Here is an 18,236-nt window from a genome sequence, read left to right as displayed (position 1 = left end):
GCCTTGTGAGTATGTGCACTCACCTCTTGCAGCTTGGCAAGGCAACGCCAGGATTTGTTGCCCTTGCCGTCGAGAAGGCCAAGTCGAACGGATTGATTGTTCGCCAGGTCCAGCGGTTATCGGCGCCGGCGCTCACTTAGTGCTTTGCCCATGAGCACAGGCGTGATGTTGTGAGCCTCACTTGTGTTCTGATATGATTGTGTGAGCCTCACGAAATATGGAGTCATAAATTGAGCGGTCAACCGAAAAAAAAATCGACCTCTGCTATGACTGATGTTCAAAGAGCCCAGAAGTACCGAAAGAGCATCAAGAATCGTGGAGGAATCAGAACGACCCTACAGCCGGAGGAAGTGAAGTTGATTTGCGAGGAACTACGGGCCATGCCGGAGGCGGCAAAGCTAGTCAAACGCTTGGAGGATGCCTACGCACGTCACGAATTGAAGCTGATGGGTATTACTTGAAAAAGGCCGCGTGCACTGCGGCCTTTCTTTCAAAGCATTACAGCCTCGCTGAGCGGTCGAGCTTGATGGTGATCGGCTCTGGCCGCTGCTTGAAGTGCTTCAGTATCATCTAGCCAGCCTGGCCCGCGCGTTTGGGGGGGCAATTCCATCTCACTCATTGATGGCATATCCAGCCCACTACCACCTAAGGGAGGATCAACAAACCCATTTTGACCTAGGCCAAGCTCTTCTAGCTCTAGGGAGTCTTCGGAGAGTTCTTCAACGGGGTTGCCTTCTAATAATGAGACACAAGCCTCTTCAAACGCATCTTGATTGAGCCCTGCGTCAGCCATATGAGTGCGGTATTCCTGCACTGCCTTGGCAGAAGAAACCAGGTCTTTCTGCAGCTCAATATCCAAATAGTAGAAGGTAGATTGATGGCTCCCTTTCGATGACTTTGCGCGCATTACCAAATTCAGCGGGAGCCCTACCAGGCTGCCGAATAATGCCCGGTATGCAACAAGGCGGGAACGGAGAGCGCGTATGGTGTTGAAACCGGAGGATCTCAGGATAAATAGCTCCATTGGTTTGTCATGCAAGGCGATCTCAAAAACGAACCGGCCAAGAGTTTTACAATGTAGACGCTTGCCGTAGCTGCAATACTGGCTTCCAGGGCAATGCTCCTCGATAAACTGACCATCTTCATTGAGTCTTTTGGCGATGGCACCGTCTCCAGCACAAACTTGCCGGCCTTCATTATCAAATGCAGCGTAGCTGTCGCGAATACTGAGGTTGGGTTCGTTAAAGACCACCTTGATTGGAATAGAGCGAAGCTTCGATTTGTCTGATGCCAATTTGGATTCGACTGGGTGAGGAACCCATGCGCCATTTTTCTTGACTTGGCTGGTAACCGAGAAATGATTGTTCTTTTGCGGACGATGGCGCTTTCCGTCCTCCTGGACGAGTTCGCCAATCACAACGCGACCAACAGTCGGCAGGGTATAAGCAAGGTTTTTAAGCATGATGTTCACCACTGATTGATGAACAGATCATCTCAAAAAAGACCGAAATTTCTAGAGGGCACAAGCGCTGCAAACACGGCAATGCTTTCTTGTCCTGCTTTTGGCCGGTTGTGATTGGCAGTGAAATTCTGCATCAAATTTCTACATGGTGTAGTAGGTATATCACACTAAAATCTACCTATTTCTCCAAGATAGTTCAACTTCCGAATTTGTTCGCGTGGTCGTGCCAGGCATCCATTTCGCGGTGAAGGTAGCGCTTTGTCGTTTGCAACTTGCTGTGCCTCAAATTCTTGCTCACGATATCCAGCGGCATTCCAGCGTCTAACTGATGTGAGGCAGATGTGTGCCTTAGCCAGTGAGTAGACATACTTTTAATCACTAATGCAGATTCCTCATCGCCTTGATCCAGCGCATATGCTACGGCATTTTCAACGCACTGCTTAACGATACGGTGGAGCGCGTTGCAAGACATTGAAGCGATCTTTGAGCATTGAGGAGTGCGTCGGATTTTAGGTATCAATGGAATGTCCGACTCGTGCCGGCCAGGCATCTGTGGCAGTCCCAAGTGCTGCCGGAAAGCCATCAGTTCCGAAATGAGGGCTTCAGAAATAGGAATATCTGCGCGCTTATTACCCTTGCCAAGAACCGAAAGCCACCAGCGACCGTTTTTCTCCCAAAAATCGGCCATTGTAACTGTTACGGCCTCCTCCCTCCTCAAACCAGATAAATAGAGTAGTTTGAACACCCATTTGGAACGAGCGGCATGTTCCCGTTCGAGATGCGTGGTCGTAGGCATCGCATTTAGTGAGTCGAAAAGCACATTCACCTGCGTTTTGGTTAGGTAATACTCAATCGACGAACTCTCCTTTCTGATACGCAGCTTTTTAAGGGCAAAAGGGTTTCGTTTTGCGTACCCGCTGTCCACAAGATATCTCATCATTGCCAACAGAACGTCGTTCGCTGCCTGGATGGATGCTGCTTTCAACGGACCAGCGAATGGACGCCATTCAGGATGAGTCCTTTTCCGCCGACGCCCTACCCAATGCTCTGGTGGGTTGGCCAAGAATCTGCGGTAATCGAGGACATCCTCGCGGGAAAAGCTGTTGAGTCCGAGTCCCCTACTTCGGAGCCAAAGCAAAAAACGCTCTGACTCCTTGCGGTAGGACGATAAGGTGTTGGTTGAGTCGGCATGCTCAGCAAGCCACACTAGGATGGCTTGTGCATCATCCTTGGCGGATATGAGAACCTCGCTTGGTCGACTTTCCAGAGGTGGTGATGCGCATTCGCTAAGGATGGCGGGGAAGTCCATGGTTTGGTGTCTTTTTGTTTGATCTGTCTATGTTACTGTATCCTTCATCAACTTCAAGGCGAAGGTGCTGTGGTTGCAACCGAAATGAATCACCAATTAGGAATGCAATTTGGACTCTACAGTTGAGGTTTTTTTATTAAACGTGGTTCTATGTGAAATAGAGGCTTAATTGAATACCTTCCAATTACCACCCAAGTCATACTCAAGCGCCGGAGGACATGTGGCGCCACTTTCTTCATCAGGTCTTTGTATCCAAGCTCTCCAACGGACAATGTATTTAGCCGGGTGGGAGGTCGATTATGTTGAAATCGATCTGTCAAAATCATGTCCGGTAGCGACTATTAAATGCCACCGTGCCGATGGGAGATGGCTATGGGCCAGAGTTGATTCGCGTGGACGCTGCACAATGGAGACATTCCACCGTGAGACGTGGATTGGGAAACCGCGTGAAGGTAAGGGACGGTGGCCGCAATCTCCACAGATAGACGATGTGTTTCTTGGGCGAGTTCGACCACAAGGCGCTCGGGCGTTGCTTCGCCAGATGACAAATTACATAGCTGAAAACGCCCTGTATCCGGTTGCGATTTCCCATATTCGTAAAGCTTGGGCTTCAGCTATGAGCGCCCCAACAGGGGCCCTGTTCTACACAACTGACCCAGGCATGCATCCCCCGGCGCTCTGACTATTCGCTAATTCCCAACACGTGGAGTATGTTGAGAGCAGTATTGTGCTTAACTTTGCGTTCAGTGCGACACAACCTTACCGGTGCTGGCAATGTGAGACTCAATGAAATCGGGGCCGAACCAATCGCACCCGCCCGTAAATCGAATCAGGTACTCCTCAGAGTCTCCGCTGTCCCGCACCTCCAGGACTATTCCTTCCGCCCCTTCATCAGCCACCTCCCCAATATACTTCTCAGCGACAACAAGCAAGCCGGGTACAAACTCCCCAGACAATCGATACCCGGGTGTGATGGCCGTTGTCGCCGGCGTGGTTCTCTTGCGCGGCTTGATGGCAGCAATTTCCTTGGCAAGGGCCGAGGTGTATTTCGGTAGATTCCAGATTGCAATATCCCAATGCCGCTTACGCGCACGATCGTTGATCATGTCGTAGAGATGTTGCCTGCTGCAGTCCAAGAATACGGCCGCGGCAGCAACAGGCCAGCCAAGGCTTTCAAGGCGTGCTAACAGCTCGCAAGGCTTCTTCTTGGTAAGAAGGCTTCCCATCCCAAATTCGCTCCTTCAAGTATCTAAGGTGATCTTGGCGTCATCGCTCATCCCTACTCCGGCGGGGACAAAGGTAAGCGATACGCCGATGTCGAAGTGTCAAGTATAGCTGACACCAATCCTCCGGTAAGGCCCACCATACAATCATCTCGCCAGCGAGCACCCATGCCCTGCTGCGATTCGCTTGCGTACTTCTGCCAATGCAACCAAATTAACTCAACATTAGAATCCTAATGTTGAAAATGTATCACATTTTGTATTGTTTACATCACAGAATGGTGTATAAATACAAATGAAATTTTAGAAATCCACTCTTGTGGCTAGTTTTGAGGTTTGGGAAGCAATGGAACGGAAAATGCACAAGATTTTCGTCATGCAAAGCACTGCCCAAACCCTGTATCGCGGGCTTAGGGTGGAAGGCAAGCTATTGGGTTTGTTCAGCGCTATAAAATTTAACTTATTGATTTTGAAAGAGCCCCCAAAGCAGCATATGCAAACAACCAAGGTAAAGGAGAGAGATATGAACGTTCTGAGCTATGTGCCTATGGCTAACTGGGCTGCACCAATGGTGTTTGTTCTAGCCCACGTTGTGGCGCTTCGCACAAAGTCGAAAACCGTCATAGGAATAACTGTTTCGGTGCGAGGGCTGGCTACTCTAGTAGCCCTCGCTGCGGCGGTAGGAGCGCTCTACTTCAGTAGTGTGAAACTTACCCTTAGCGAGGGTATCCTCGCCGCCCTTGGCTGGGTAGCAATGGGATGGTTTGCTCCGAAACTGACAGAAGATCAGGGTCTTGGCTGAGAGTCGACAGGTAGAGGAAGAATCAATTTTGTGAGGCTCACGCATGGGACCGAGAATAAGCCCTGGATAACAAGCCAATGCCAATGCTGAAAGGTTGCTTCTGATTGAGGAACGACAGGGATTCGAATCCCTGCCAACCCTCTGATTCAAGAAATGTTACCCAAAGTCCCCTAGATGACTGATTATGCGTATGAAAACCCGTAAAATGGTCTCAGTCTCCCACTGCTACATGGGTTTTGAACTTGAGAGGATAGGAAATGAACTTGAGAGATTTGGCAGGAAGCAACTTGCCGACCGGTCAGATTAAAATCAATCTTCTGAAAGACCAATCGGTTCAAGTGATGGCATTTGAGACCATCGACGAGATCCCTTTCTTCTCGATTACGGTTCCGGTGTTCGACGTCGACGAGATCAACAAGAGGGCTGAGGCTACACTTGATGCCGTATACCTTGCGGCATTCAAGCATCTATTTTCGAAGATGTTGGAGGCGTTGCGAGAGCACCCATAGGTCGATAAAGCATAGTGACTCTACTGCGCGGCAATCGTAGTGATGGTTCGGGTGAGGTAGTCAAAGCTGTGGATTTCTACTTCAGTCTCTTGATCCTCGTGCTGGATATGTTTCGCTCTGACTTGCATGCAATCTTAACGAGGCTGGCTTTTTTCCCCATACCAACGCGGATAAGTCTGTGGATATCTAGCGCAAACCCCGCTGGTAGAGTCTTTTGGGCATGTTGTCTAAAAATTAAGCATTTGGGAATCTATGAACATCAGGGACAAGATCCGCAGCGCGATCGGCGACCTCGTCAAAGAAGGGGTCTGGCCAAATCAATCGAATGTGCGAGAGGTCACCAAAACGGGCTCGAACACGACTATCAATGAGGAACTGAACCGGTGGCGTGACGGCGTGATGCAGACGCTTCGCGGGAGAGCTCCAGAACAACCTGCTTGGGACGGACCATTGATTCAGGTGTTCGAGAATTTGTATTCCCTCCTCTATGAGCATGTTTCTCGCGGGTTCGATGGCGCTCGCCAGGCTTTAACATTGGAGCGTGATGAAGCATTAGAAAGGTTGAATGATGCCACGCAGGCCAAGGCCCAAGCCTTTCAGATTGTGGATGAGCAAGTTCGTCTTCGCGAGGCCTCCGATCAGCGACTACAGGAAGTTTTGAAAGCACTGAATGCTGAAACAGGCCGAAGGGAGGCTGCTGAATTCCATTCTCAGGAAATGAGTCTGGAGTGTCAGCGTGTCCGTGAGGCCGCAGCGGAAACCGTACGATGTGCTGAGACTAAGCTTGAGGCAGAGAGAGAACGGATGCGCGAGGAACTAGCCGGTGTTAGAGCTGAATGCGCTATGGCCGTTGACAAAGCGCGTGTCGATGCGGCTGAACGTGAACGTCTTGCTTATGAGCGGCTTGAAGGTGTACGGAAATCTTTGTACGAAGAAACCAATAATCAACGTGAAGAGTACCGTCGTCAACTTGAGTCAGCGAATCACGCCGCTGCGACAGCTCAACAGCAACAAGAACTTGCACAGAATAGTTATCGTCTCAAAATAGCAGATAGAGATCGTGAAGTGGCCAAGCTTGAAGCGGCGACCAAGTTGTTAGAGAGGCAGTTTGAAAGCGCTGATTCAGATCGACGAGCGCTGGCTACAAGGGTGGAATCATTAGTAATCGAACTTGCCGTTTTGAGAAATAGCTTGCAAGGTAATGTCTCGAGTATTCATAGGGAAAATACTGAAGCCCTTTCAAAGTACATTGTTGATTGGATACTAGAAGAAATGAAGCGTCAGGATGCTGGCGAAGATGGGCTGGCAATATTTGATCTATTGGCAGAGCTGTCAGAAAATGAAAATCTTTCTCGGCAACTTGCAGTTACTGGAGCGGCTAACGCTGATGTTATACGGGCTGCCATAATTGAGTGTGGCCCGCAACTCAACCTGATGATAGAAAATGACCGCGTACATTTTGTGAGGTGATTTGATAGGCGACTGTTTGAGCCAGTCATGTGGCCATGCTGTAGTTGTTCATAAGGGAACTGTTCCATATAAGGAGGCTCGATGCAACGCGGATTTATGTTGAAAACAACGCTGAAAAACCGGATTTTGCTGCTGGATCCCTATAGCGGCCGCAGCAATCCAAAAGTCGGAGAACACCTCTGGCCTGCGAGCGAAGACACAACCCTAGTTTTAGCAGTGGAAGAAGTCGCAACTCCTTACTTAGATGCGCTGCATGTTGCTGCGAGCAATCAAAAATTCAGCGAAAAACGAGGAAGCTTTGATATTGGTAGAGTGGGTGAGGTAGAACGCGCCAAGTTGTACGATGCGTTGGTCGAGTGCGCGACTATCTTCGAGTACCACGCAGTACCTGTTGCTGGCGGCGAGGAGCGTAAAACTTTAGTCCGGCGCCTGATGAGCGCGCTTGACGAGCTTTACTACCGGGAGTTCTATCTTAGACCAGAGCGGGGACTAGAACAGGTGTCCGGAGATGATCTATTCCATCAACTCGTAAAAGTTGAAGCCTGATCATGGCTCGCCTCGTTCACAATCGAATTGGTACTGCGCATGGAGTGGCGGAAAACGGGAAACTGTTTTTTGAATGCTCGCTGGACAGTGAGTATGCAAAGGCGGAAACAGGGACTGTGATCTGCTCACGCCGCTATCACCACAAATTCCCACGCGGTACATCACAAGCTGAGGCGAAAGTGCTACAAGATCGCTGGCTTGCAGAGGGGGCGTACGATGAGGTGGAGGAGTACTGCATTGTTGGCAAGGGCCGGGCCTACTATGATTTGGACGAAAACAAAATTGTCCGCGTATACGTCGAAGGCGTCGGCGTCAATGCCAGTTCAAAAGCTGCTCGCCGGCGTGTAAGCAACCCCAAACCGGAACCCTTCATGTCACGTCCAGAGGTCTTTACAATTCAAAAATTCCAAAATAGGCTTTGGATGGTGCATGGTCCGGCTGGGTTAAATTCCCGCCACATCCGAAGGGACGCTCAGAATGCAGGTGAAGCCGCGGCCATTGCGCTGCAATGGGCAATCAGTGGTGGGCAAAGATACGTGATTGTTGGGCACGACGAGGCAATGAAGCACATACCAGAGTCCGTTCGCTCAAACCTATAAGGTATTAATCCGCCATCCTGGTAAGGAACGGCAGATTTATTAGATGGATCAGTTATGCCTGCACCAAAAAAAGCCTGCCATACCCGCATGAAATTACGTCACAGCCCGGAAATGGCTGATGAGACAGCCTCCCTTTACCCACGTGTCGAGGAGATATTGCGTAAGACAGTTACAGAGCACAATTCCACATGCACTGCAGGCGAATGCAGTGCGGCAACGCGCTATCTAGCGCGCTCTCTTGCTGAATTCAGTTTGCGGAAGAGAAAATGTATTCCGGATGCTAAGTACAATCCTGAGGATGAAGTGTATTGGCGCGAGGATCGGGCACTTAAAGGCGACTGGGTAGCTGCCACGGGATTCCCGGATGGCTCAAAACAACAAGAAGTTATGAGGCAATTCCAAGGGGAGCTATCGGTAGAGCGGATCAATAACGCAAGAGCGCTTCGAAACAAAATCAAAGAAACTCTGAGGTGGAAGGCATACAGTGAGGGTGGTGCTAGGCGTGCGCTAGCAAATGCAATACGCCATGCCTGGCTGGTATGTCATGACGGCAACGAACGCATAAATTTTGGCCGGAGGACTGACAAGCATGGTGATCACACAGGCCCTCTGCATATCTTTATCAAATCTGTTGTCGCACTGATCCCTGTGCACGTCAACATTGACGAACTGCACCGACTGGTCCGCGCGATATCTCTGGAATTGCAGGTGGAAGAGTGTCCGGATCGCCTGGGCCCTGATTCCCCCATGACTCCCCGCTGAGTGGCTACGGCACCCTCTGGCCTATGCCATACAGGCCAACTCCACGAGGGATGTCAAATGCGTAACAAAACTAATTTCCTCCAGAATGCTTCACAAGCTCTGCAGTTCATTGCTGCTGTTCTTCGGCTCTGGAATACACTCAGCAATATCATTTCTTGCCATTCCTATCTGCCTGAGCTAGATACCGATACGCTTACGGAACTGCTCCCCTATCTGCTTCAAATCCTGCTGGTGCAGCCGCTCCAGGTGATGGGTGGGCAGGCCCTGCTGTTGCAGGAAGCTCTTCTGGTTTTCAAACACCAGTTTGCTTTTGCGCACCTGCTCAGCGTAGTCCAGCGCCAACTGGTCTTGCCGCATGCGGGCGGAGTTCTGGGCGATCAAGTCTATCGCTTTACCCTGGGCCTTGCCATAACGCGCCTTGCTGCCCACGAAGGTGGCGCGCTGGTGGCCGTGGCCGCCCACTTCGCGGCGGGTATTGGTCATGGTGGCGGCAATCACGCCGGGCATGCCGTCGGATTTGACCAGGCTGAAGTAGTCGTCGTCGCTCACCACCGGGAAATTGGAGGCGTCGATGCGGCTTGGGTCTTCCGAACTGCCGGGCGCGCTGTCCAGCACCTTCTGCTGATACGGGCTGGTTCCGCTCAGCGGCAGGCCGCTGGGGCCGCCGCCCTGCTGGCGTTTGGCCTTGCGTGCGGCGGCCACCCGCTTTTGCCGCTGCCAGGCGGTGGTGGGGCCTATCATGTAGAAAGAGGCGTGGGAATCGTGAACGTGCTGGTCAAAGAAGTCGTGCACCTCCTTGGGCAGCGTCAGCTTGGCCGCGGCCAGTTGCAGCCGCACCAGCTCCGCCGCCTCGCCGCCGGCCTCGCCCTCCGCCTTGCCAAGATCGCCTTGCCAATCCTGCTCGCTGGCGCGCATGTCTTCCAGGTCCTGCTTGTCGGCGCGCGCGCTGCGCTGGGTGGCGCCCTTGCTCAGTTGCTGCATGCAGTCCTGCTGCATGAAGCGCGGCGAGGTGGCCACCCGCCAGTGCCAGTATTTCTTCAGATGGTGGTAGAGCTTGTCCTCCACCAAACTCCCGCCGCCGCTGGCCCAGCCCATTGTAATTTCTACAAATAAATGCAAAAATGGATAGAGTTTCCAGCGGAGCATGCAAATGGGCCACCCCCTGCGATACACCCCTGTCAGGGACATCGTCTACAACAGCCGCAGTGTAACCGGTATGGTTCCCCTGCTGGGTGAGTACGAGTCAACATTGGAGCGCGATCTCATGGAGATCCTGCGCTTCGATCCCAGTGTCGAGTACTTCACCGCTCAGCCGGTCACTATCGGGTATGTCGACCCGCTCGGGAAACTGCGCACCTACACCCCAGATGGTCTTATCCAGTTCAAGCCAACAGCTTCGCAGACCCCGCAACCCGTATTATATGAGGTCAAGTACCGGGCTGATTTCCGCCTGGACTGGCGCAACCTGCTTCGCAAGTTCCGAGCTGCTAAAACCTATGCTTTGGATCAGGGGTGGCGCTTCGAAGTTTTCACCGAGCGCGAAATTCGTACTCCCTACCTCGACAACGCCAAATTCCTCTGGCGTTACCTGGAGCAGAGTCCATCTCCTGATGCCCGCCGGCAGATTCTTCAGGTGCTCTGGGACCTCGATGAGACCGATCCGGAGATGTTGCTGTTTGCCCTCTGCCGCGATGCCCACAATCGCGCCCGGCTGATTCCCACACTTTGGCATCTGGTGGCGATCGGCGCCATCGGCTGCGACCTGAATGTGCCGTTGACCATGCGTTCCCGACTGTGGCCAGTGGAGGAGCACTGATATGAAAACCATCCGCCCAGGCCAAGTGGTCTATTGGCGCAATCAAGCTGCCATCGTGCTAGAGCTGAAAGGCTTCTCAGATGCCATCCTGCGCACCATCGACGGTTCCCGAACCGAAATCGCCGCGGTCAGTGACCTCAGCCTTGCCCCAGTCTCATCCTCCGATCCTACAGCCCCCCACCTACTGGCTAAAGACAAAGACTGGGATCTGGCAGTACAACGCTACGAGTGCATACGTCCCTTGCTGGATCTGCCCGGCCGCAGCACGCAGGACGTGCAGCGGGTGGCCGACGCCACCGGCAAGAGCCTGGGCACCATCTACCGCTGGCTCAACCGCTTCGAAGAGACCGGCCTGGTTTCCTCTTTGCTGCGGACGCCGCGTTCGGACAAAGGCGGCAGCCGCCTTTCCGAGGAGGTTGAGCAGATCATTGCTCTGCAGATCCAGCATTACTACCTGAAGCAGGAACGGCCCTCCGTTCTCAAGCTATACAAGTTGATCAAGCTGGCATGCCAGGAGGCGGATCAGGAACCACCCAATCAAAACACGGTTTATGCACGCGCCTACGCCATCAACCAGCGGGAGATGCTGAGCAAGCGCTATAGCCCTCGGCTGGCACGCGAGAAGCTCGAGCCGCTACGCGGCCAGTTTCCCGGCGCCGACTACCCCTATGCGGTGGTACAAATCGACCATACCAAGGTCGATGTGGTGATCGTGGATGAAGCACACCGCTTGCCGATCGGCCGCCCCTATCTGACTGTGGCCCTGGATGTGGCGACCAAGATGATTTCCGGCTTCCTGATGACGCTGGATCCGCCCAGCTCGCTGTCGGCCGGCTTGTGTGTGGCCCACGCGGTGATGCGTAAAGAACATTGGTTGGCAAAACGCGACATCGTCGCGGAGTGGCCGGTCTACGGCAAAATGAGCAAGATTCACGTCGATAATGCCAAGGAGTTCCACGGCAAGATGCTCAAGCGCGCCTGCGAGCAGCACGGGATCATCCTGGAACACCGCCCGAAGGGGCAGCCGAACTACGGCCCTCACATCGAGCGCGCATTCCGCACCTTCATGGGGGAGTGCCAGAGTCTGCCCGGCACGACCTTCTCGAACGTGCAGGCCAAGATGAACTACGACTCGGAAGGCCGCGCCTGCATGACGCTGGCCGAGCTGGAACTGTGGTTCACGGTCTTCGTGGCCTACTGCTACCACCACCGCGCGCACAAGGGCATCAACGAGGTGCCGCCGATCAAGCTGTATCACCAATTCGTCCACGGCACCACCGAGCGCCCGGGCATCGGCCTGCCGGCACCGATCGAGGATGAGGAGAACTTCCGCCTCGACTTTACCCCTTATGTCGAGCGCACCATCCAGCGCCACGGCGTGGTCATTGACAACATCCACTATTACGCGCCGATCTTGCGCCGCTGGGTCGAGTCCGAAGTCCGCGCCACTGGCAAGGGACGCAAGTTTCTGTTTGCACGCGACCCGCGCGACATCAGCGTGGTGTATTTCCTGGATCCGGAAACCCGCTGCTACAGCCCGGTGCCGTATCTGAATAACACCCGACCGGCCATCAGCTTGTGGGAGCTGCGCGCGACGCTGCAGCGGCTGAAACAGGATCCGGTCAGCCACGTCGACGAAGAGATGATCTTCCAGGGCATCCGCCGGATGCGCGAGATCGAGGCCGAGGCCGTCGAAAAAACCCGCCTGGCCAAGCAACATCGCGCGACGGAGAAACGCAAGCGTCGCATGGCGGAGCGTCGCAACGGCTGGGTCGGCGTGCATGCGTCGGTAGTACCGGCGCCGCTCCTCCCGGTGCAGCCAACAGCCGATGACGACGATATCCAACCTTTCAGCGACATCCAGCTCGGCTAAGGAGACCCATCATGAGTAAATATCCTCATCTCCATCCCAGCACGGCCGAGCAGGTCGAACTGGATGCAGCCAGCCGTATCACCTGGCTGAAACGACCGCGCTGGATTGGCTACCCGCGGGCCCAAGATATCCTGGCCAAGCTGGAAGATCTGGTCGATCACCCCCGCGAGGCACGTATGCCTAATATGCTGTTGATCGGTGGCAGCAACAACGGCAAGACCCGACTGATCCAACACTTCGCCCAACGCCACCCCGCGGAAGAAAACCCCGGCGCCGAATACATGATTGCGCCGGTGCTCTACGTCCAGGCACCGCCTACGCCCAGTGAGCCCGGCTTTTATTCAGGCATCCTCAATGCACTGTTCGAAAGCGTGCCGACCTCATCCACCGATGCCAAGCGTGCCCAAGTGATTCGCGTGCTACGCGGCATTCAGCTGAAGGTGCTGATCATCGACGAGCTACACAACGTGCTGGCCGGCTCATCGGTGAAACAGCAGCAGTTCCTCAACATGATCAAGTTTCTGGGCAACGAGCTGCAGATTTCGATTGTCGGCTGCGGCACCGGCGATCTGTTGCGCGCGGTCAGTGTCGATCCACAAATCCAGAACCGTTTCCTGCCGGAGCTACTGCCGAAGTGGCAGATGGACAAGGCGTTCCGCCAGCTGCTGATGTCGTTCGAGCGCGTGCTGCCGCTGCCGCGGCCGTCCAACCTGCACGAGTCGATGCTGGCCGCCAAGATCCTCGCCATGTCGGAAGGCACTATCGGCGAGCTATCGATACTGCTGAACCAAGCAGCGATTTATGCCTTGCGTCATGGAGAGGAGCAGCTCACCGCGGAGACGTTGAATGCCTGCGGCTACGTCTCGCCCAGCGATCGCACCCGCCTGGCCGCGCATGTGTAAACCATGCTGCCGATGCACCCTCAGCCGCAACCAGGAGAGATCCTCTCCTCCTGGATGGTGCGGCTGGCATTTGCCAATGGCTTCATGCTCCATACCTTTTACGACAAGCTATTGGGCTACCACGCTCCAATCTGGAACCGCGATACCGATCGTGATCCATCTATCGCGCTTCTGACACTGCTGGCTCAGCATACCGGCCATGCTGTAGCAGAACTGCAGACGCTGACGTTGCTTCCTTACCAAGGACGGCTATTCGATACGCCAATCAATGGCCATTGGTCCTGGATTCGACCGGTCGGGGTCTATCACCGCAAGCGCAAACGGCCTGGCATGCAGTTCTGCCCGTTGTGCTTGGCACAATCCCCCACCTCCTACTATCGCCTTCCGTGGAGGCTGGCCTTATACGTCGTCTGTGAGCATCATCAGTGTGTGATGGAGGAGTGCTGCCCTGCGTGCCACGCTCCCATCGCCTTTCACCGGCATGGCATTGGACGAGGCAAGACAGTTGACGATGAGGCCTTGCGCTTCTGCTGCCACTGCCACTTCAACCTTACGAGCATGAATCCAGTCTTTGCGACTTGGCCAGACCCACCATCCTGGGAGCGGCTGCGCCGCATCATTGCTGCAATCGAGCAAGGCTACTGGGAATGTGGCCCCCTGACCCCACCTTGCAGCCTGCCGTTCTTTATCGGCTTGCGCACCTTGGTCAGTGTGCTAAGTGGTCGCAATGGACGGCAACTACGCCAGCGACTCGGCGATACCCTGGGCGTGGAGATTCCTTGGAATTCTCCCGGCCAACACGATGAGTTCGAATACCAGTCACCCGCTACGCGCCTCATCTTGCTGCTCGCAGTCGCCTGGCTGCTGGAGGACTGGCCATCACGCTTCCTCTCACTCTGCACTAGGGCCCATTTCACCCGTTCCCGGCTGGCGGAGCGTGTAGACCAGCTCCCCTTTTGGTTGGCCAGCGTGGCGGACACACATTTGGATCGGCGTCGCTACCTACCAAACCCAGCGGAGACCCTGAGCGCTGGACAGTACTTGCTGGCACATGGCCAGAAGGTAATACCACGCGCGCTGGTTAACATCCTGGGGCTGACAGCCGACTGCATGGAACTGGTATGGAAGCAGTGGCATGAATCCGACAAAGCGATGTGAATCGCCCCTCCTTTCCTAGACACCTCAAGAGCCTCACTGGGCAGTGATCCCACGGTTAACCCGTAAGAGGTTAACCGGGTCGATTTCTAAGCCGCATAATGTTATGATAATTCGTATCATACGATGAACCATAAGACATGAGAGAAAAAGCCCTTCGTTCAGACCGTTTACGTCTTTTGACCCTCTTATTGTTATGGGAGGGATTTCTCGGCAATGCGCGCCTTCGCGAAGTAGCTGGACTCAGCACGGTTCGCTCCAGCGAGTGGATCAAGGATTTTCGATTGGAGAGGCCCGGTTGGACTACCTGGGATAGCCGCCAGCGCGTTCATCTTGTAACCCCAGCGGCCTACCAGGCAACAGCGGGTGAAATGGAAAATCTCGGCATCGCCCACTACATTGCCCTTGCCGGATCACCCGCGGATGAATCAATCGTAAATGGGTTGCCTACCTTCGGCCGCCCATTCCCTGAGGTGTTCGCCACACTCCGCCAAGCAATTAAATGTCATGGCGAAGTTGTGCTCACCTACATGTCCCTCAGTAATCCAGCTCCACATGCTCGCCGAGTTTTCCCACAGGCTCTAGTGTTTACTGGGCAGCGCTGGCATGTCCGTGGCTACTGCGTTGATCATCAAGACTATCGCGACTTCAACCTTGGACGCATTGTTACAGCCAAGGTCTCAATGGAATCAGCGCCACCACTGGTGAGCGACACCGCATGGGACACCATGGTGCCTATCAGACTGGAGGCCCATCCCAATCTTTCACATGAACAATGTCATGTTATTCGCCACGAGTATTTTGCTGGTGCAGCCAATCGGACAGATCACTGCCGAGCGGCTCTCCTGAAGTATGTGATAAACGCCATGAGCATTGCAGTTGACCCATCTCGTGAGCAACCGCCAAAGTATCTTTTGCATCTGCGAAATTGTGAGGAGTTGGCGCCATGGCTATTTCTATGAACGGTCATGCCGTGGCATCGCTGTTCTCTCGTCTGCCCCCCCGGTTCTTTGCACCGTTGGTTTCAGGGTCACGTGAGCGGTATTGGGCTGTCCTCGTAGAGTTGCTGGATCGTCGATTCGGCCCAGATGCTCCGATGCCTCCAGTGCAAGGTTATCCGGTTCGGATGATTCAAGACGACATTACCGCAATGCTCGAGGGTATGGACTACTGGGATGATGATTCCGACGGGGAAGATAGGGGTTTGGGGAGCAATGGAACAGAAACTGCACTTAAGCTCTCCTTCGCCCTCACTCACTAATCTTCAGACGGGTTGCGCAGCGGCCGTAGTTCCCCTCGAGCGACTTCCTCCGGGACTGCGAACGAATACCGGCCAAGCATGTTGATGTGCTCGTAAATCAGCGGCGACAGCCGTGCCACATCATCATCCAGCACTTGGTAGCCTTGCCGGCGCAACTGCTCGAGCGCAGCGGTCATGTAGATGGTGTTCCACAACACGATGATGTTGACGACCAGGCCCAATGCACCGAGCTGATCCTCTTGACCCTCGCGGTAGCGTTGCCGTAGTTCCCCGCGCTTGCCGTGGAACACGGCACGAGCCAGGCTGTGGCGGCCTTCTCCGCGATTCAACTGGGTCAGCGTCGCCCGCCGCTTGGATTCATCGTCGATGTAGGTCAGCGTATGCAGAGTCTTCTCAATCCGGCCGAATTCGGCCAGAGCCTGCGCCATCCGAGTCGGGCGATCGCCCGTCTGCAAGGTGGGGGAGTAAGCCCAAACCCCAGATTTTTTTGTCTACTTGTTTTCTCAGGTGCGATTGAGCAGTTTTGCCCCATCCGGGCGCAGTTCACCCTTGGGTGAAAGGTGGCGGTACAGGGTTTGTCGTGTGATGCCAAGTTCTTGGCACAGATCCCCAACCTTGGTCTCCGGCTGCCCCATGGCAGCCATTGCCAACCGTAGCTTTGCAGCGGTCATCTTGTATGGCCGTCCGCCTTTTCTGCCGCGCGCCCGCGCAGAAGCCAGCCCCGCTATGGTGCGCTCGGCAATCAGCTCACGCTCGAACTCAGCCAATGCGGCGAAGATGCCGAAGACCAGCTTGCCTGCGGCGGTCGTTGTGTCGATTGCTGCGCCGTGGCCAGTCAGCACTTTCAAGCCGATGCCCCGTCCTGTCAGATCATGAACCGTGTTGATGAGGTGGCGCAGATCACGCCCAAGTCGATCTAGCTTCCAAACCACCAAGGTATCGTCTGGGCGCAGCGCCTTCAGACAAGCCGCCAACCCAGGGCGATCCTCGCGCTTGCCTGACGCCTGATCTTCATAGAGATGGGCCGGATCGACACCGGCGGCCACTAGGGCGTCGCGCTGTAAGTCAGTCGCCTGTGAGCCATCCGCTTTCGATACCCGCATGTAGCCAATTAACATATTGCACCTGTCACATATACGTTCGATTATGTGACAGCTTGCAGCCGATGAATTGGCTTGTCAAAAAGTGTCACTTTACCCGTTATTTTAACTATATCTTGCAAAAGGTTTCATTCTATAAAAGTGACATCTCAAGACATGCCTAACCTTTCCACGTTATGCATTTTCTGGCATTGTATCCACATGGCAAAAAATGAATTCTCAAAAAATGCTTACGGACTTCCGGTTCCTAGTCACAACATCCGCGCGGTTGTCTTGGACAAAATCAAGAGCCTACTTGCATCTAATGACTGGACTCAGATCGAAGCAGCACGGTTGTGTGGGCTGACTCAGCCCCGCATCAGCGATTTATGGCGGGGCAATACCGGCCGCTTTTCGCTGGATGCCCTGGTCGATATTGCCGCCACCTTGGCGAAGCATTCTACTCAGCTTGAGGACATGAATATGCAGCAACACACAGCAGATGAAGGCCAACGTCTTGTGGCCGAATTCATGGCACGAATCGCAGCCAAGCCGATCCAGGCTGCCTATCCCGTTGCCACTGGCGCATCTTTTACGGAGCGCGGCGGCAAGGTGATGGCCACGTCCCCCATTTATCTGCTAGATGTGCGCGTGGCCTTGGTTGGCGATACTGTTCGCTACCCGGATGGGACTGTGGCCAGGATCATTAGCGGCTCAGGCGAAGCCGGCGTGGTGGATGGTCGGCCAATGGCCATCGTGGGCAGCGAGCTGGATAATGGGGACCGCGTAATAGGCCCCATTCATAACGATTTCACTATCACCCAGTATGCGGACGAACCGCCCATTGCAGGATTGCTCGATCCTGCGTATGTGCCGGAGCCGAATGAGAGTGCGCAGCATGGGTAAGCCCATCATCCGTGAAGGCGATACCACTTCGCACGGCGGCACGGTTCTGGAGGCGTTCCCGAAATTTAGCGTCTACGGCAAAAACGCCTCAGGGATCGGCCATCAGGTTTACTGCCCGAAGTGTAAGGGAAGCTTTCCTATCGTAGCAGGGGCAGCCAACTACACGTTCATGGGCAAGAATGTCGCCGTCGAAGGAATGCAGACCTCTTGCGGGGCAGTGCTGATCGCCTCGCAGGCGCAGGCCACCGTGGACAATACGCCGGGCGGCACGGCTATTCTAGGAGCCGCCGCAGGCATGGCTGCGGCCTTAGCGGCAGAAAGCGTAGTCCAAAACGGTCCGCACTGGATTGAGTTTGCACTACCGGAAAAAGAAAACTATTCCGGCATGAAATGCACAGTCAATTTTGATGATGGCAGCTCGAAAGAGCTTGTTTTCAATGAAAATAGCTGCGCAAGAATTGATTCCATTTCTGAGATCACAGGCGTTAAAGTTGAATTCGATAACAATGATAACGCCGATGGCAACAGCTTGGGCGTAATGCTCTCAAAATTGATGGGGTAG

20 protein-coding genes and 1 pseudogene are annotated in these 18,236 nt (G+C 54.2%); 15 read left to right on the top strand and 6 right to left on the bottom strand.

Annotation, left to right across the window (positions count from 1 at the left end):
* Positions 1–230 precede the first annotated feature (230 nt).
* Positions 231–461, top strand: a complete 231-nt coding sequence (locus tag HA052_RS04785; RefSeq protein ID WP_166451016.1) for a hypothetical protein — start codon at positions 231–233, stop codon at positions 459–461.
* Between the two features lie 29 nt (positions 462–490).
* Here the strand turns inward: HA052_RS04785 and HA052_RS04780 are convergent, their stop codons facing one another.
* The 3 genes from HA052_RS04780 to HA052_RS04770 form a co-directional block, all read right to left on the bottom strand.
* A complete protein-coding gene (locus tag HA052_RS04780) occupies positions 491–1,462 on the bottom strand; it encodes a recombination directionality factor (protein ID WP_166451015.1) in 972 nt (323 codons plus the stop codon).
* A 196-nt stretch (positions 1,463–1,658) separates the two neighbouring features.
* Entirely contained in the window at positions 1,659–2,771 is a 1,113-nt protein-coding gene (locus HA052_RS04775; RefSeq protein WP_166451014.1) for a tyrosine-type recombinase/integrase, read from the bottom strand.
* A 743-nt stretch (positions 2,772–3,514) separates the two neighbouring features.
* Positions 3,515–3,997: a hypothetical protein gene (locus HA052_RS04770; RefSeq protein WP_166451013.1), complete on the bottom strand. Its 483-nt coding sequence runs from the start codon at positions 3,995–3,997 to the stop codon at positions 3,515–3,517.
* Positions 3,998–4,352: 355 nt separating this feature from the next.
* Here HA052_RS04770 and HA052_RS04765 point away from each other — a divergent pair, with 355 nt between their 5' ends.
* From HA052_RS04765 to HA052_RS04740, 6 genes are all read left to right on the top strand, one after another.
* On the top strand, positions 4,353–4,796 hold the full coding sequence (locus tag HA052_RS04765) for a hypothetical protein (protein ID WP_166451012.1): 444 nt from the start codon (positions 4,353–4,355) through the stop codon (positions 4,794–4,796).
* A 257-nt stretch (positions 4,797–5,053) separates the two neighbouring features.
* Complete coding sequence (locus tag HA052_RS04760) at positions 5,054–5,305, top strand: hypothetical protein (RefSeq protein WP_166451011.1); 252 nt, start codon at positions 5,054–5,056, stop codon at positions 5,303–5,305.
* 252 nt (positions 5,306–5,557) lie between these two features.
* A complete protein-coding gene (locus HA052_RS04755) occupies positions 5,558–6,775 on the top strand; it encodes a DNA-binding protein (protein ID WP_166451010.1) in 1,218 nt (405 codons plus the stop codon).
* 81 nt (positions 6,776–6,856) lie between these two features.
* The gene (locus HA052_RS04750) at positions 6,857–7,321 is read left to right on the top strand and encodes a hypothetical protein (RefSeq protein ID WP_166451009.1); all 465 of its coding nucleotides are present in this window, start codon (positions 6,857–6,859) and stop codon (positions 7,319–7,321) included.
* Positions 7,322–7,323: 2 nt separating this feature from the next.
* Entirely contained in the window at positions 7,324–7,920 is a 597-nt protein-coding gene (locus HA052_RS04745; protein ID WP_166451008.1) for a hypothetical protein, read from the top strand.
* Positions 7,921–7,974: 54 nt separating this feature from the next.
* Complete coding sequence (locus HA052_RS04740) at positions 7,975–8,682, top strand: hypothetical protein (RefSeq protein ID WP_166451007.1); 708 nt, start codon at positions 7,975–7,977, stop codon at positions 8,680–8,682.
* A gap of 177 nt (positions 8,683–8,859) precedes the next feature.
* Here HA052_RS04740 and HA052_RS04735 read toward each other — a convergent pair whose 3' ends face one another.
* Positions 8,860–9,777, bottom strand: a complete 918-nt coding sequence (locus HA052_RS04735) for a hypothetical protein (protein WP_166451006.1) — start codon at positions 9,775–9,777, stop codon at positions 8,860–8,862.
* Positions 9,778–9,832: 55 nt separating this feature from the next.
* Here HA052_RS04735 and HA052_RS04730 point away from each other — a divergent pair, with 55 nt between their 5' ends.
* The 6 genes from HA052_RS04730 to HA052_RS04705 all read left to right on the top strand — a co-directional run bounded on the left by HA052_RS04730 (position 9,833) and on the right by HA052_RS04705 (position 15,689).
* Positions 9,833–10,498: a heteromeric transposase endonuclease subunit TnsA gene (locus HA052_RS04730; protein WP_043611864.1), complete on the top strand. Its 666-nt coding sequence runs from the start codon at positions 9,833–9,835 to the stop codon at positions 10,496–10,498.
* Between the two features lies 1 nt (position 10,499).
* Positions 10,500–12,371 (top strand): TnsB C-terminal domain-containing protein, encoded by a 1,872-nt coding sequence (locus tag HA052_RS04725; protein WP_166451005.1) that lies wholly within the window; start codon positions 10,500–10,502, stop codon positions 12,369–12,371.
* Positions 12,372–12,382: 11 nt separating this feature from the next.
* Positions 12,383–13,273: a TniB family NTP-binding protein gene (locus tag HA052_RS04720; protein WP_166451004.1), complete on the top strand. Its 891-nt coding sequence runs from the start codon at positions 12,383–12,385 to the stop codon at positions 13,271–13,273.
* Positions 13,274–13,276: 3 nt separating this feature from the next.
* A complete protein-coding gene (locus HA052_RS04715; protein ID WP_166451003.1) occupies positions 13,277–14,431 on the top strand; it encodes a TniQ family protein in 1,155 nt (384 codons plus the stop codon).
* A 137-nt stretch (positions 14,432–14,568) separates the two neighbouring features.
* Positions 14,569–15,390 (top strand): helix-turn-helix transcriptional regulator, encoded by an 822-nt coding sequence (locus HA052_RS04710; protein ID WP_166451002.1) that lies wholly within the window; start codon positions 14,569–14,571, stop codon positions 15,388–15,390.
* Positions 15,375–15,689, top strand: a complete 315-nt coding sequence (locus HA052_RS04705; RefSeq protein WP_166451001.1) for a hypothetical protein — start codon at positions 15,375–15,377, stop codon at positions 15,687–15,689. Before HA052_RS04710 ends, HA052_RS04705 begins: the two co-directional genes overlap by 16 nt.
* On the opposite strand, the pseudogene HA052_RS04700 reads toward HA052_RS04705, so the two are convergent.
* Both HA052_RS04700 and HA052_RS04695 read right to left on the bottom strand, forming a co-directional pair.
* Positions 15,686–16,147 (bottom strand): annotated as a pseudogene (locus HA052_RS04700) (Tn3 family transposase); the annotation flags it as partial. The gene HA052_RS04705 and the pseudogene HA052_RS04700 overlap by 4 nt on opposite strands.
* A 45-nt stretch (positions 16,148–16,192) precedes the next feature.
* On the bottom strand, positions 16,193–16,807 hold the full coding sequence (locus HA052_RS04695) for a recombinase family protein (RefSeq protein ID WP_166451000.1): 615 nt from the start codon (positions 16,805–16,807) through the stop codon (positions 16,193–16,195).
* Between the two features lie 183 nt (positions 16,808–16,990).
* On the opposite strand from HA052_RS04695, the gene HA052_RS04690 reads away from it, so the two are divergent.
* Together HA052_RS04690 and HA052_RS04685 are read left to right on the top strand one after the other, a co-directional pair.
* A complete protein-coding gene (locus HA052_RS04690) occupies positions 16,991–17,674 on the top strand; it encodes an XRE family transcriptional regulator (RefSeq protein WP_166450999.1) in 684 nt (227 codons plus the stop codon).
* Positions 17,667–18,236 (top strand): PAAR domain-containing protein, encoded by a 570-nt coding sequence (locus HA052_RS04685; RefSeq protein WP_166450998.1) that lies wholly within the window; start codon positions 17,667–17,669, stop codon positions 18,234–18,236. The genes HA052_RS04690 and HA052_RS04685 overlap by 8 nt, the downstream gene beginning before the upstream one ends.

It is taken from the genome of Chromobacterium fluminis, from assembly GCF_011602385.1.
GTDB classification, from domain to species: Bacteria; Pseudomonadota; Gammaproteobacteria; order Burkholderiales; family Chromobacteriaceae; genus Chromobacterium; species Chromobacterium fluminis.
This window is presented reverse-complemented; position numbering and strand designations above follow the sequence as displayed.

Coding starts and splice junctions, on each gene's coding strand:
- HA052_RS04690 (WP_166450999.1), top strand. CDS start 16,991: ATGGCAAAAAATGAATTCTCAAAAAATGCTTACGGACTTCCGGTTCCT.
- HA052_RS04775 (WP_166451014.1), bottom strand. CDS start 2,771: ATGGACTTCCCCGCCATCCTTAGCGAATGCGCATCACCACCTCTGGAA.
- HA052_RS04730 (WP_043611864.1), top strand. CDS start 9,833: ATGGGCCACCCCCTGCGATACACCCCTGTCAGGGACATCGTCTACAAC.
- HA052_RS04715 (WP_166451003.1), top strand. CDS start 13,277: ATGCTGCCGATGCACCCTCAGCCGCAACCAGGAGAGATCCTCTCCTCC.
- HA052_RS04760 (WP_166451011.1), top strand. CDS start 5,054: ATGAACTTGAGAGATTTGGCAGGAAGCAACTTGCCGACCGGTCAGATT.
- HA052_RS04780 (WP_166451015.1), bottom strand. CDS start 1,462: ATGCTTAAAAACCTTGCTTATACCCTGCCGACTGTTGGTCGCGTTGTG.
- HA052_RS04755 (WP_166451010.1), top strand. CDS start 5,558: ATGAACATCAGGGACAAGATCCGCAGCGCGATCGGCGACCTCGTCAAA.
- HA052_RS04750 (WP_166451009.1), top strand. CDS start 6,857: ATGCAACGCGGATTTATGTTGAAAACAACGCTGAAAAACCGGATTTTG.
- HA052_RS04710 (WP_166451002.1), top strand. CDS start 14,569: ATGAGAGAAAAAGCCCTTCGTTCAGACCGTTTACGTCTTTTGACCCTC.
- HA052_RS04725 (WP_166451005.1), top strand. CDS start 10,500: ATGAAAACCATCCGCCCAGGCCAAGTGGTCTATTGGCGCAATCAAGCT.
- HA052_RS04695 (WP_166451000.1), bottom strand. CDS start 16,807: ATGTTAATTGGCTACATGCGGGTATCGAAAGCGGATGGCTCACAGGCG.
- HA052_RS04770 (WP_166451013.1), bottom strand. CDS start 3,997: ATGGGAAGCCTTCTTACCAAGAAGAAGCCTTGCGAGCTGTTAGCACGC.
- HA052_RS04685 (WP_166450998.1), top strand. CDS start 17,667: ATGGGTAAGCCCATCATCCGTGAAGGCGATACCACTTCGCACGGCGGC.
- HA052_RS04735 (WP_166451006.1), bottom strand. CDS start 9,777: ATGGGCTGGGCCAGCGGCGGCGGGAGTTTGGTGGAGGACAAGCTCTAC.
- HA052_RS04705 (WP_166451001.1), top strand. CDS start 15,375: ATGGCTATTTCTATGAACGGTCATGCCGTGGCATCGCTGTTCTCTCGT.
- HA052_RS04745 (WP_166451008.1), top strand. CDS start 7,324: ATGGCTCGCCTCGTTCACAATCGAATTGGTACTGCGCATGGAGTGGCG.
- HA052_RS04765 (WP_166451012.1), top strand. CDS start 4,353: ATGCACAAGATTTTCGTCATGCAAAGCACTGCCCAAACCCTGTATCGC.
- HA052_RS04720 (WP_166451004.1), top strand. CDS start 12,383: ATGAGTAAATATCCTCATCTCCATCCCAGCACGGCCGAGCAGGTCGAA.
- HA052_RS04740 (WP_166451007.1), top strand. CDS start 7,975: ATGCCTGCACCAAAAAAAGCCTGCCATACCCGCATGAAATTACGTCAC.